Annotated in this window: 11 protein-coding genes and 3 pseudogenes; 1 reads left to right on the top strand and 13 read right to left on the bottom strand. The window is 63.2% G+C overall.

Features of this window, described 5'->3' with window-relative positions; genetic code table 11:
• Positions 1 to 146: 146 nt before the first annotated feature.
• From ACWEQQ_RS40235 to ACWEQQ_RS40225, 3 genes and pseudogenes are all read right to left on the bottom strand, one after another.
• Positions 147 to 1,328 (bottom strand): IS110 family transposase, encoded by a 1,182-nt coding sequence (locus ACWEQQ_RS40235; protein ID WP_452351884.1) that lies wholly within the window; start codon positions 1,326 to 1,328, stop codon positions 147 to 149.
• Positions 1,329 to 1,942: 614 nt separating this feature from the next.
• Positions 1,943 to 2,191 carry a hypothetical protein gene (locus ACWEQQ_RS40230; protein ID WP_452351883.1) on the bottom strand — a complete coding sequence of 83 codons (249 nt, stop codon included), beginning with the start codon at positions 2,189 to 2,191 and terminating at the stop codon, positions 1,943 to 1,945.
• A 323-nt stretch (positions 2,192 to 2,514) separates the two neighbouring features.
• Positions 2,515 to 2,738: pseudogene (locus tag ACWEQQ_RS40225) on the bottom strand (IS701 family transposase); the annotation flags it as partial.
• A gap of 528 nt (positions 2,739 to 3,266) precedes the next feature.
• On the opposite strand from ACWEQQ_RS40225, the gene ACWEQQ_RS40220 reads away from it, so the two are divergent.
• Complete coding sequence (locus tag ACWEQQ_RS40220) at positions 3,267 to 3,581, top strand: SAM-dependent methyltransferase (RefSeq protein ID WP_452351958.1); 315 nt, start codon at positions 3,267 to 3,269, stop codon at positions 3,579 to 3,581.
• 27 nt (positions 3,582 to 3,608) lie between these two features.
• On the opposite strand, the gene ACWEQQ_RS40215 is transcribed toward ACWEQQ_RS40220, so the two are convergent.
• The 10 genes and pseudogenes from ACWEQQ_RS40215 to ACWEQQ_RS40170 form a co-directional block, all read right to left on the bottom strand.
• Positions 3,609 to 3,671: an Lsr2 family DNA-binding protein gene (locus ACWEQQ_RS40215; protein ID WP_452351957.1), complete on the bottom strand. Its 63-nt coding sequence runs from the start codon at positions 3,669 to 3,671 to the stop codon at positions 3,609 to 3,611.
• Positions 3,672 to 3,829: 158 nt separating this feature from the next.
• Positions 3,830 to 3,946 (bottom strand): annotated as a pseudogene (locus ACWEQQ_RS40210) (Lsr2 dimerization domain-containing protein); the annotation flags it as partial.
• A gap of 426 nt (positions 3,947 to 4,372) precedes the next feature.
• The gene (locus tag ACWEQQ_RS40205; protein ID WP_452351882.1) at positions 4,373 to 5,776 is read right to left on the bottom strand and encodes an IS1380 family transposase; all 1,404 of its coding nucleotides are present in this window, start codon (positions 5,774 to 5,776) and stop codon (positions 4,373 to 4,375) included.
• Between the two features lie 131 nt (positions 5,777 to 5,907).
• On the bottom strand, positions 5,908 to 6,420 hold the full coding sequence (locus tag ACWEQQ_RS40200) for an IS5 family transposase (protein ID WP_452351956.1): 513 nt from the start codon (positions 6,418 to 6,420) through the stop codon (positions 5,908 to 5,910).
• Between the two features lie 52 nt (positions 6,421 to 6,472).
• Positions 6,473 to 6,736, bottom strand: a pseudogene (locus ACWEQQ_RS40195) (transposase); the annotation flags it as partial.
• Between the two features lie 61 nt (positions 6,737 to 6,797).
• Positions 6,798 to 7,394 carry a GTP-binding protein gene (locus tag ACWEQQ_RS40190; protein WP_452351881.1) on the bottom strand — a complete coding sequence of 199 codons (597 nt, stop codon included), beginning with the start codon at positions 7,392 to 7,394 and terminating at the stop codon, positions 6,798 to 6,800.
• Positions 7,375 to 7,755: a DUF742 domain-containing protein gene (locus tag ACWEQQ_RS40185; protein WP_452351880.1), complete on the bottom strand. Its 381-nt coding sequence runs from the start codon at positions 7,753 to 7,755 to the stop codon at positions 7,375 to 7,377. The genes ACWEQQ_RS40190 and ACWEQQ_RS40185 overlap by 20 nt, the downstream gene beginning before the upstream one ends.
• Positions 7,752 to 8,198, bottom strand: a complete 447-nt coding sequence (locus ACWEQQ_RS40180) for a roadblock/LC7 domain-containing protein (RefSeq protein ID WP_452351879.1) — start codon at positions 8,196 to 8,198, stop codon at positions 7,752 to 7,754. The genes ACWEQQ_RS40185 and ACWEQQ_RS40180 overlap by 4 nt, the downstream gene beginning before the upstream one ends.
• A 15-nt stretch (positions 8,199 to 8,213) precedes the next feature.
• The gene (locus tag ACWEQQ_RS40175; protein ID WP_452351878.1) at positions 8,214 to 10,499 is read right to left on the bottom strand and encodes a sensor histidine kinase; all 2,286 of its coding nucleotides are present in this window, start codon (positions 10,497 to 10,499) and stop codon (positions 8,214 to 8,216) included.
• A gap of 1,094 nt (positions 10,500 to 11,593) precedes the next feature.
• Positions 11,594 to 12,181, bottom strand: coding sequence for a TetR/AcrR family transcriptional regulator (locus ACWEQQ_RS40170; protein ID WP_452351877.1), 588 nt, complete (start codon positions 12,179 to 12,181; stop codon positions 11,594 to 11,596).
• Positions 12,182 to 12,385 lie beyond the last annotated feature (204 nt).

Genomic DNA, 12,385 nt, shown 5'->3' with positions numbered 1-12,385 from the left:
TGACCGTCGACGCCTGGGCGCAGCATCCCACTGCCGGCTTTCTCGCCCATGACATGTTCGGACGGAGGCTTGTTGGGCGGTCCAGGTGTAGAGCGCGTGCCGGTCGGGTGCCATTGGTCATCGGGGGGGTGTCCCTATGTCTTTCGTCAAGCGGCAGCCCGGTAGGGCTGCTTGCTGTGGAGCATGGCGTAGAGGACGTCGCAGCGGCGGCGGGCCAGGCAGATGAGGGCCGCGTTGTGTTTTTTGCCCTCGGCTCTTTTCCTGTCGTAGTAGTGGCGGCTGGCCGGGTCGTGTAGGGCTGCGAAGGCCGAGAGGAACAGGGCGCGTTTGAGTTTGTGGTTGCCTGAGCGGGCGGGGTGCTCGCCGCGGATCGAGCTGCCGGAGCGGTGGGTGATCGGGGCGATACCCGCGTAGGAGGCCAGGTGGCCGGCGGTGGCGAAGGCGGTGCCGTCGCCGACTTCGAGCAGGATGCGGGCTCCGGTCCTGACTCCGATGCCGGGCATCGAGGTCAGGACCTTGGCAAGAGGGTGATCATCGAACATCCTCTCGATGTCCTCGGCGATCTGTTTGCGTTGCAGCAGAACCGCTTTCAGCGAGTCGGCGAGTCTCGGCAGCACGGTTTCAGCGGCTTTGGTCCCGGGAGCGGTCACGGTTTGTGCAGGCAGCGCAGCCAAGATCTCCTCGACCAGACGGGCGCCCATGCGGGGCGCGTGCTTGGTGGCGATCGAGGTGAGCTTGCGTCTGCCCGCCGCGCGGATTCCTTCGGGTCCGCCGCAGCGCGAGAGGATTTCCAGCACCGCCGGGTGCGCGACGCGAGGACCCAGGACCCGCTCGAGAGCGGGATGGACACTGGTCAGCAGGCCGCGGATGCGGTTGCTGGTGCGCGTCGCCTCTTCGGCGAGATCGTCATCGAAACCGACGAGAACGCCGAGCTCGGTGAGGGTTTCGTCGCCGATATCGACTCGCCGCAGGGTGTGTGGCATGGTGCGGGCCGCGTCGGCGATGATGTGCGCATCGCGGGCATCGGTCTTGGCCTGGCCCGGATAAAGGTCGGCGATGCGGCGCATCGACAGGCCGGGCAGGTAGGCCACGTCGTGGCCGCAGGCGCGGGCGACGGTGACCGGCAGCGCGCCGATGGTGTTGGGCTGATCGACCACGATCAACAGCGGTCCGCGCCCGGCGAGTTGGTCGAACACCGCCCGCAGGCGGGACTCGTCGTTGGGTAGCGCCTTGTCGAACAACCGTGTGCCGCTCGGGTCGAGACCGACTGCGTGGTGCTCGCCTTTTCCCACATCAATGCCGCAGAACACGGCGTACGCCTGTGTCACTTGCCATTTCCTCGTCACGTCGGCGCACTCCGGACGGCCGCCGATCAAGCGTCAACGCCCGGCACCCACGTTACGAAGAGACCTACCAGCGGCCCTGTCCCCATCAGCGGTCCGTCGACGCCACCAGACCCGGCGACACCACCCCCCGGATCATGCGTGAGACAGGGGCCAGAAGTCATACCGGGCCTGGCGACCGTAGCTCCGTTCAGGAGCTACGAGGAAGGTAACGGGGCAATCTCTTGCACATGTCGGATGCGGCCGACCGGCGGGTGTTCTCTTTCGCTGCTGCCTCAGCCAAGCTGCGGTGGATTGCGCCAAAGAGGATTGCGAGCGAGAGAAAATACGCCCGCGGTGTTTGTGCCTGTGGCCTGTGGAGTTGGGAGGCCCGTCAATATGGTGCATAGTCGGCGGTACACCATGTCGATGGTTAGGAACGTGGGATCGTCGGGTTGAGGATCCTGGAGGACGTCAATAAGTGCTCCGGTGAATACTGTGCATCCGTTGGCTCCTTCGGCATTCGCAAATCTTCGGTTCGAGTCGGTGGCAGTCAGTACGTAGCTGCCGTCGATCAGCGCGACATCCTTGAGTGCCAGGTTTGGATCGGCGCCAGCAAGTCAATGCTCGAATCCGGCGCCAGGACAAGGATCGTCATCCTCGACGGTTGCAACAGCAGCAACGCACAAATCCTCACGATGGCTGACTAGATCGAATTTCAGCGTGGACCACTCGGAGTCGTCGAACCTGTAGGTGCAGTAGGTGAGCCCGCCGCTGACGGGGATCCAGACGCCGTGGTCGGCGAAGTAGAACGAGAGCAGGTCTTCAGCTGCTTCCGCCGCAGAACGGAGCGCCTTCCGAATGTCCATCTGGTCATGGGGATTGACTACAACAGTTCTCCCTAACGAATCCGGTCTGTTCGGACAGGAGCTTGGTCAGCGCTTTGAGACTTTGCTGTACTTGCGGCAGCTGCGGGAAGCCGGAATTGGTTGCGCACCTCGCTGTGCCTACAAAGACGACCCGAGATGTCTCAGGATCTGGGAGTCACACCCGGCTTCGGCTCTCTCGCGATCCGCACTTCGTGATGTAGTCGGTATCGTCGCAGGTAGTGGGGCTTGTTCGGCCCGGTATTGGTGGCGTCGGCACCAGGTCGACCACCGCCAGATGGCGGCACGATCGGGGCGGTGGGTGATCAGGTGTGCCAGGAGACAGCGGATTTCTCCGAGGATGAGCGAGATGTTGCCGCTGCCAACGCTTTTGGGGCGATAGCGGCGATGACAGCGAGGTAGGTGTGGGCGGCATCGCCAAGTTGGTGTGCTGGTACCAGGCGTCGTAGCGGCGGACCTGGTAATGGTCGAGACCGACCGCGGTTTTCGCGGTCTGGAAACAGTCCTCGACCGACCAGTGGGCTCCAGCATCGGTGACCTGACCCCAGGATTTCGGTCCGCGTGGATCGAATCAGGGGGTCCCGTGACTTCGGCAATCGCCATGAATTTGCGGGTATGAGTGCGACGCATTACGGTCAACCCGCCTGATCATGCGGAGTGGCGTTCGAGAACCCCTCGCCGGGCCGGCGAAACGCGCGGCGTCGAGCTCGCGTTCGATCGCGTAAGCGGCATGGCTCAATCCGGTGACGCGCAGTTCTACAATTCTGTGATGCACCACAGGTAATCCGTCAATCTGGATCACATCGTCGATCCTGAGCTTCGCAGATGGGCCTGAGGCGAATCTCCTTTTGGTGCTGTTTGCTTCCACTGAGCCCCGATTGGGAACACGGATTACGCCCGCAGAAAGCATACGCACATGCACGTGCATAGACACCTGAACAGTGCAAAAGGTGCGCCGTAATCGACTGTGGCACAATCGGAGAAGCGACAGCGCACATGCCGATGGGAGTGGCATTGATCCAGGAGTACGTTACCGGCGGAACGTCACAGGACAATCGTGTCGTCCCGGAGGAGGATCCGGCGCTGTCGCGGCGGGTGCTCGGCACGCGATTGCGGAGGCTGCGAGAAACGGCGGGGATCAGTGAGGAGGCGGCGGGGCAGGCGATACGCGCCTCGCATTCGAAGATCATCCGGTATCGTATTCGAACCCCGCAGCAAATCCGCCACCGTCGACCTGTTCGCGGGGACAAGCCTGGTCGAGCCGGGACTCGTTCCCGTCGCCGCATGGCGACCTGAACTTACCGACCGCCCCACGGCCGTCGCCGACGCCGAAAGCGCCTGGTACTGGGCCGGAATCGGCCGCAAACCCTGAACATCGGAAGCCTTGAACAACCGGCTGCTACTTTCCAGCCTCGTCGTACGCCTCGAGAATCTCGGCTGAGACTCGTCCCCGGCTGGACACTTCCAACCCTTGTTGTGGGCCCAGCGACGGACAGCTTGCGTCTGCGCCCGATCAACGGCAGTCCGAGTTCCTCCGGCTGCCTTGGCCCTCGAGGTTCGCCCGACCTTACGGGCGTGTGAAGTCCATCGCTCGAATACACTTCGCAGCGCAGCAGCATTCAATGTGGACAGGTCGATCTCATTATTCACGCCATCGACAGCAAACGCCACTGTCTCCTCGGCAGTGAACTTGCCGTCATAGTCGTCCACCAGTTCGACGACGACCTTGTGTGCCATGAATTGTGGCCGTCCGGTTGAACCGATGTAGTGATACACGAGCCTAATGAAGGCAATGGCATTCATTTCGGCCGGATCGAGATCAACTGTGCCACTCCGCTTGTCACGATGCTTTTGGGGCTGGTGCCGCCGATGACGGCCGCGTGTCGATGTTGCTGCTGAAGATCACCGACCTGCCGTACAACTCAACTCGCACGACGGTCCCCTGAGCGTATTGTGCAGGCTGGAGGCGGCGATCCGGCGTTGAAAGGCCCGTGAGGGCCAGTGACGAGAGCAGTCACGCTTAGCCTCAATCCGTGGATGGGTTTTGTTGGTGGTCCGCGCGCCGCAGGCGCGCGGACCAGTGTGGTTTCGGGCAGGTGGTAGTTGCTGGTCTGCCCAGCTTTTCCACTGTGGTGTCGGTTCGGGCCCTGGTTGGGCGGGTGGTCAGGCGGTGATGGCTGGTGGTGGCGTGTAGCCGATAGTGTTGTGCCACAAGGCAAGCCAGGAATCGGTCCAGGGCCAGCGGGCGGGTAGGTGCAGCAGGGGGCGGCGTTGGGGTCGCGCGAGTCGTGCGGGGACGTTGAGGAGTTTGCGGCGCAGGGTGGCGCCGCGGGCGCGGTTGTGTGAGCCGCCGGCGAGGGTTCCGGCGGCGTGGAGCAGGTTGTGGGCGATCGCGGCGCAAAGCACCCATGCGGAGTTGGCGGCGAAACGCCCGGAAGGGATGTGGGCCAGTGGACCATCGATCAAGTCCGAGAACACGGTCTCGATGATCGCGTGGCGGCGGTGGGTGATGTCGGCGTCGCCGGCCGGTTCTTCGGAGTTGGTGAAGAACGGGTGATACCGCCAGACCGGGAACAGCGCGTCGGGGTAACGGGCGTCTTTGATGCGGCGCACGATCAGTCGGGCGGTAGTCGCGTCCTTGGTGGAAGCGAAAGCGGTGTAAGGGATTTCGGCGACCTCCGCATCGGAGGTCCATTCACCGGTGTCGGGATCACGCACCGCGCCCGGGTATTTCACCGGGGTCCAGGCGTCCTCGCCGATCGCGGCGATGGCCTTGGCGACGGAGGTGTTCTTGGTCAGCACCAGCGAGAACCGGGCACCGGCCCGGATGGCGGCGCGCACGACCTTGCGAGTGCCGTAGGCCGAATCGCCACGCACCAGGATCTCCCAGGTGGCGCCGGCTGCGCGGGCGGTGCCGATCGCCGCGGTGACCATCGTCGCAGCCCCCTTGCCGGACCCGGCTTTCCCCGCCCGCAACCGCATACCCGCCACAACCGGAGCGGCGAGATCGGTGCTGATCGTGGCTGCCAGTGGTGAAAGCCCTTTGCGCAGAACCTGTTTCCCCGCAATCTTGGTATGCCCGTAGGAGGCACCCTGCTTCTGATGGCCGTAGACCGGCCGCAGCAGTGAGTCGATGTCCACGAACGCCCTCGCCTCGGCGCCGGGCAGCAGACCGGCCCGCGCGATGAGCGCGAGCAGATGCTCACGCATCACCGACTCCAATTGCTTGGCGTGTCCGAAGGTGAACTCCCGCAACAGGATCCCCACCGTCGAGGGCGCATACACTCCGTCGAACAGTTCGGTCATCCCGCCGCTGCGCAACAGGTCGATGTCGTCGATGCTGTCCACACCCGCACACATCCCCGCGATCAACGTCGCCAGTTTCGGTGCCGAGTTGGCCGACCCGGCCCTGATCCGGGGCGCCTCGATCCTCACCTTGTCGGCCAACATGCTGGTCAAGCCGGTTTGTTCGGCCAGCGCCATCACCGGGACCAGCCCAGCCACCGACACGAGGTTGTCATCGTCGAACCGCGCCGAATCCCCGGCGAAGGTGTGGAACAATCGCACTGAAAGTGTCTTCCCGATCTGCTATTCGATTGTTGCGTGAGAACATCAATCATCGCAGCTCGGAAGGCACTTTTCCCATTTTCGGCACACCCTCCGCACCGGGCACATCCACGGATCGAGGCTTAGTGCTCCTATCGGGTTCGGTTGCGGAGTCTTCGCCAGCAGATGAGTGCGGCAGCGAGGTCGAGGAATCCGTGATGGATGTCGGTGCGGCGTTCCCAGCGCACGGCCAGGCGCCGGTACTGGTGGAGCAGCGCCAGGGTTTGCTCTACGATCCAGCGTCCCGCGGTGACCTTGTCGCGGGTGCCGCGGCGGGGGATGTAGCCGCGGATATGTCTTTGCTGCAGTAGGTCATACACACGTGGGTAGTCGTAGCCCTTGTCCGCGATCAGGATGGTGATCCGATGACGTGGCCGGCCCGCCCGTCCGCGCAGGGGCCGGACCCGGTCGAGCAACTCGGCCAGCATCAGGTGGTCGTTGACGTTGGCTCCCGACAGCGTCACCGCGAGCTGGAGCCCGTTGCTGCAGGTCAGGGCGTGGTGTTTCGACCCGGTTTTGCGGCGGTCGACCGGACTCGGGTCGGTGTCGGCGCCCCCCTTTTTTCGCCCGTACGTGCGAGCCGTCGCCGATGACCCGGTCGAAATCGATCAACCTCGCGGAATGGCAACGGGAGAGCACGGTTTCGTGCAGGGCCTCGAATACACCGGCGGTTTGCCCGTCGGGGACTTGCCGCCAGCAGGTCATGCCGAACCCGAACCCCAGCTCCTGGGGCAGGTCTTCCCATCCGATGCCGGTGATCAGCACCAACAAGATCCCTTGCAGCACCAGCCGGTCGTCCATCCGGTCTGGTCCCAGCATTCCCAGCATTCCCGGCGTTCCCGGCGTTCCCGGCGGTCGCAGCGGCAGAAGCGGTTCGATCACTGCCCACAACCGGTCGTCCACGATCCACGGCGCTGCCATGATGAAACATCGTGCACGGCAACCAAACTCACTGCCACTCCACCGAACCTGTCAGGAGTTCTTAGGCGTATTTCGCACCTGCCGACAGAACGTACTCGAGCAAACAAATTAGTGCGTTCTTGACAGATTCCCGGCTGCGGGCGTCGCACAGCACCACAGGCACCTCCGGCGGCAGATCGAGCGCGACGCGAACCTCTTCCTCATAGTAGACATCGGCGTTGTCGAAGCAGTTGACCGCGACGATGAAAGGTAGCTCGCGGGATTCGAAATAGTCCACCGGTGCGAAGCAATCCTCCAAGCGTCTGGTATCGGCGAGAACGACTGCGCCCAGCGCACCCGTGGCAAGTTCGTCCCACATGAACCAGAACCGGTCCTGGCCAGGCGTTCCGAAAAGATACAGGACTACCTGTGAGCTGAGCGTGATGCGACCGAAATCCAAGGCCACTGTCGTGGTCGTCTTGTTCTCGACACCGGCGAGATCGTCAACGCCGACGCTCAGGTCGGTAAGTTGCTCCTCGGTACGGAGCGGCATGATCTCGCTGACGGCACCGACCATTGTGGTCTTTCCGGCACCGAACCCACCTGCGATCAGAAGTTTTGCCACTTGAACCGTCTGCAGCCAGGTAGAACCGAAAGGGTCAGAGCTTGCGAACGCCATCGAGTACCGCCTGTAGGAGAAGGGAATCGGGGCGATTGCCTGTTGTGACAGGAGATCTCACGATGACATACCCCGAGTTGATCAAATCGCTGATGAGTACTTTCACTGCAGCGACCAATAGATTCAAATGAGCGGCGATCTCCGCGATGGATAGTGGTCGGCCCTGGCACATGTGGACGATGGCGCCGTACTCGCGCTCCAATGTGACAGCGTCTGTCTCCGAGCCCACGGTGACAACCAGCGTGAGCAGGTCAAGGTTGTGCGATCCTGAGCCGGCCCTGCCTCGGGTGACTGCGAACGGTCTGATCAGAGGACCAGGATCCTCGTCTTCCTGCCAGAAATCGATGTTGTTGTCGTTCATGGGTGGTTTTGTGTCCGAAGGGAATTGCCGGACGAGGGCACGCGAGTTCCGGTCGAGAGTTGGTCGCGAACCTGTCCCACGATGACGTTCATCTCGTAGGCAATCATGCCGAGATCGGCGTTCAAATCCGCGAGAAGCGCCAGGCAGGTGCCGAAACCCGCAGACGTGACGACGAGGTAGCCCTGGTCGAGTTCGACCACGGTTTGCTGCAGATTGCCTTTTCCGAATCGCGAACCGACTCCGCGGCCCAAGCTGTAGAGGGCTGATGCCATCGCCGCCAGATGCTCGGTCTGTTCACGATCGAGTGCACGGGATGCGGCGAGAGGGAGGCCGTCTGTCGAAAGAGCCACGGCGTTCTCGGCGCCCGGGACACGGTCGACGAGCCCATCGAGCAGCCAGTCCAAACTGTGCGAGGCGAGCCGAGCGGGGTTTTCATCGTTCATCGTTCATTGCTCGTTTCAGTCGGTGGAGCCTGGGAAGGAGGCACGGCCCTGTCGTGTTCCGCGCTGGAATGAAGACATCGCACCCCGTGCGGCATCCGGGGTCCGTCGGACCGGGTGGGCGGTCTGGTCAACAGGTGTCGCCTTCTGACCATCGACCCTCAACTCATGCTTCAGGTGCTTCTGTCGTTGCCGCCGAGGCAGCCCTAGGCGGCCTTCGGTGACGGCAGCGCCAGTGGAAGTCAGGCCGCCAGCCGGGAATGAGGGGGCAAATCCCTTGTCGTTCACCACAACTGTCGATGTGCCGGAGATGTCCCAGGACGAGGTCGATGTTGAGGCAGCGCCATCGTCGCGGACTCCAGATCGCCTGGTTGCGTGGGTAGGTCGGACTCGGCTGCGTCCACCATCGACTGCGGCGATCTTGGGGGCCTCGACAGGAGTTGTTCGGCTGGGCGATTCGCCCAGCAACTCTTCGGGGATCAAAACTATGGCCTTGACCCCACCGTAAGCGGATTCCTGCAAGCTGACGGCGAGAGATTGCCGGCGCGCAAGCCGCCCGACAACGAAGAGACCGAGGTTGCGCCGGCCCGCCAAGGCCATCTCGTGGAAGTCCGGCGGATTCCGCAGTAGCTCGTTGAGGCGCTCACGTTCCTCGAATCGAATGCCGAGACCCTGATCCTCGATCTCGATTGCTACTCCGCGCCCAACGATGTTGCCGTACACGGATACCGGCGCCTCCGGCGGGGAAAACCCGGTCGCATTGTCGATGAGCTCGGCAAGCAGGTGGATGAGATCCGCGACAGCTCGGCCTTCTACCCAGATCTCCGGTACGCGCACCCCACCTACCCGGGCTAGGTGTTCGGTCTCGGAAACCGCACTGCGGACGAGCTCTTCGAGTGAGACGGGGTGTCGCCATCGCCGAGCTGCCTCGCCGCCACCCAGGATGAGGAGGTTTTCGGCGTTTCTTCGAGCGCGCGTGGTGAGATGATCCAGGTCGAACAGGTGTTGCAGCTGCTCAGGATCGTTCTCCTTGGACTCGGCGGCATCCAGCACCTGAAGTTGCCTGCGTACCACAGCTTGGTTGCGATTGGCGATGTCGAGGAAGACCCGGCCGAACCCGGATCGTGTGCGGGCTTCGTCGACAGCCGCGGCGAGAGCTGTGCGTTGCGCACTGATGAATGCTGTGGCAACCTGACCGATTTCGTCCCGGCGGGTATCGAAAGCCGTTGTCTCGGCTTCGATATCGACGTCCTCACCTTTCTGAATCCGATGCATCAGCGCCGGCAGCGTCTCCTCGGCAAGCTCAAGACTGCGTGAACGTAGATTCCGGAGTCTGGTAACGAGCCGATTCGCGAGAGCGGCGGCCACCCATAGTGCCGCCAACGTCAGGGCGGCCAACGCCGCCCCACCGACGATCGATCGTGTGAACGCATTGGTGGCAGCGGTATCGGCCGCCTTGAAGGTGTACGCGCTGAAGTCGCGCAGCAATCCGAGCAATCCCGCGTCGACCGCCTTTTCAGCGGTCAACCAATCTTGATACGGCATCGACAGCGTGCCGGACTCCGCCAGATCTGCGCGGCCAAGGGCAGCCAGCTGCCATTGGCGGTCGCGGGACAGTTCGTGATAGGAGTTCGCGGTCTGCTCGGGCAGCTGAGCGAGGACGGTGTTGGCCTGTTCTTCGAAAGCACCGTCGAGGGCGACAATCCTGCGTTGCTGGGCTGGATCCGGATTGCCCTGGACCGCCGCGAAAGCTGCCAAACCAACCGCGCGGGAGTGAAGGTCAGCGACTTGCAGCATCGCCGCAATGGTGTTTTGCTGCGTGACACTCTCGTAGCTGGGCGCGTTGCGTGCGGCGCCCTCCAAGAGGCCGTTGGAGACTACTGCCACCATCCGGGAGTAGAAGTTGTCGATCTTTCCAGCGTCGGTACTCTTCGTGTCTATGGACTGTCTCATAAGCTGCAACTGCTGTGACAGGTCGTTGACACTGGCGCTGGATTGCGCGATGGAGCTGGCATTGATGTGCTGCAGTCCAGCCAGTGCGCGGCCCAGGTCGGCAACCGATACCGTGGTCTGATTACGTAGATTCGGCAGTTCTGCAACGGCAGACTGGGATCCCGCCAGCGCCATCAGGCTGACGGTCCGTTCGTCTTGGGTCGCAGTGATGTATCGCAGGATGGGCTCGGTGCCCTTGCCTTGATACTCCGACCAGTCGTGCGCCGCTTGTGCCTGGAGTGCCAAGGACGCCACCACCAAGCCGCCGGTGATGAGCAAGATAATGCTTGGAACGAGCGCGATCGCGAGCACCCTGATCCGTATGCTAGTGGGCGGTCGAAATCGCAAGAGAGCGCGGTAGCGCGTCCTGAGATCGGGTGGGTCGACGTGCGCTTCTACGCCTTGGTGCATCGTGCACTCCTGTTGCAGGACAGTCGAATCCGTGAGGACAGCCCGCATTGCCTGGCAGAGATCGGATACTTCAACACTTTTCCTTGCTCGAGTCGTGCCGTGAGTCGAGCACCGGAACGGTGCCGACTGCATGGAAGTGACTGGCGACAGGAAAGCAACTGGGGGAAAACGCGTGTCGGAGCCCGGAAACACTCTCGGCAGCGTGATCTGACAGCGGGCGAGAGTAGTGGGGCTGAGTCGAGGTTGTCAATCGGAGGGGCCGCGACGCGCTCTCGGGTAGACAAATCGATACTGCTCAACGCAGTATATCTACCGACAGAAAAGTGAACTGGGGTACAGACACTGAATCAATAGTTCAACTCAGTGTCGATGGTTGTCGGTCAGGACCAGGTCTACATCGCACGCCACGCATACCCTTATCTCTGACCTTGCATTCCATCCCACCGCACGTGGCAGATCAGCATCACGACCGCGCCCGGCCGAGTGTCTGAAGGTGTCGGCGGGCGACGAACCGCGGGTCCTGTGCTGGCGGTCGCTGTTTTGCCCTCATGGGCGGGTCTCCCTTCGCCGCAGTAGTTTTCGACCTGCCGGAAGCAGGTGTCACTTGGCTGTCCTGCGTGCGGCTGTGCAGTGGCCGGCAGGCTAGGGCGAGCATGGCTTCGTTCTGGGTGGGTGGGCGTGGATGAAGGTGGCGAGTCGATGGGGAGGGCTTCTCAGGCGACTGCCACTCGGGCTTCGCCGACCATATGGATGCCGACTATCGGGCCCTCTTCGCCCGCGCACGAATTGCACGCCTCCGGTGGTGCGGAGGATCTAGCTCTTTCCGTTGCCTGCGAGATCGTAAACCGTTGTGGTACAAGAGCCATAGTGTTCGCTGGTGGCGGCTTCGTTCAGGCCGACTGAGGCCAGCTCCGCGAACGCGGCTACCCCTGACTGACCTGCAGGTCCACCCTCGGAGATCGAATGATCCTCCACAGCCGCCCGGTTATGGCAGCTCAGGGGAAGAAGCGGGCGATGGCCGGTCGGAGGCGGGCGGATTCGAAATCGTCGGTGGGCAGGGCGAGTTGCTCGAGGATCAGGCCGTTGACGAGGTTGAGGAGGTCGGCGGCGGCGGCCTCGGGGTCGGCGGCTCCGGCGCCGCGGAGTTCGCCGGCGAAGGCGGCGCGCTGGGTGGCTCCCCATTCGTCGAGGCTGGCCCGGAGGTTGGGGCGGCGGGCGACTTCCAGGAAGAACTCGTAACGGGCAATGCTGGAATCGCGGTCGCCTGTCAGGGTGCCGGCGATGTACCGGGTGAGCCGCGTAATTCGTTGGGGGACATCTACGTCGGGCAGGCTGTCGACCAGGGCGCGGACCTCGTCGATCTGCCGGGCGGCCAGTTGGCGCAGGGCTTCGTCGAGCAGTTGGTCGAGGGTGCCGAAGTAGTAGCGGGCATTGCCGTGGGTGGTTCCCGCCTCCGCGGCGACGGCGCGGTGGGTCACGGCGCGGGCGCCTTCGCGGGCCAGTAGTCGGATCGCGGCCTCCAGCAGGGCCTCGCGGCGGGCGGCCCCCCGGGCCATCCGCGGCTCGCGCATGGGCGTCGTCATGGGGTCATCGTACTGGCGACCGGAAATCAAAAACTTCTCCGTTTGGAGAAATTTTGAGGTACGGTGTGCGCAGCAGTGAACACAACTGGTTGGCAGCGGAGGACAGCTTTGACCAACACGATCATCACCGGGCGGGTACGCACGCTCGATCCGAACACCCCGGAAGCCGAGGCACTCGTGCTGTCCGGGGGACGCGTTCTGGCA

This window comes from Nocardia sp. NPDC004123 (assembly GCF_053603795.1).
This window is presented reverse-complemented; position numbering and strand designations above follow the sequence as displayed.

Excerpts from the sequence above, each read along its gene's own strand:
- ACWEQQ_RS40185 (WP_452351880.1), bottom strand. The coding sequence starts at position 7,755 with ATGAACGACAACAACATCGATTTCTGGCAGGAAGACGAGGATCCTGGT.
- ACWEQQ_RS40190 (WP_452351881.1), bottom strand. The coding sequence starts at position 7,394 with ATGGCGTTCGCAAGCTCTGACCCTTTCGGTTCTACCTGGCTGCAGACG.
- ACWEQQ_RS40170 (WP_452351877.1), bottom strand. The coding sequence starts at position 12,181 with ATGACGACGCCCATGCGCGAGCCGCGGATGGCCCGGGGGGCCGCCCGC.
- ACWEQQ_RS40180 (WP_452351879.1), bottom strand. The coding sequence starts at position 8,198 with ATGAACGATGAAAACCCCGCTCGGCTCGCCTCGCACAGTTTGGACTGG.
- ACWEQQ_RS40230 (WP_452351883.1), bottom strand. The coding sequence starts at position 2,191 with ATGGACATTCGGAAGGCGCTCCGTTCTGCGGCGGAAGCAGCTGAAGAC.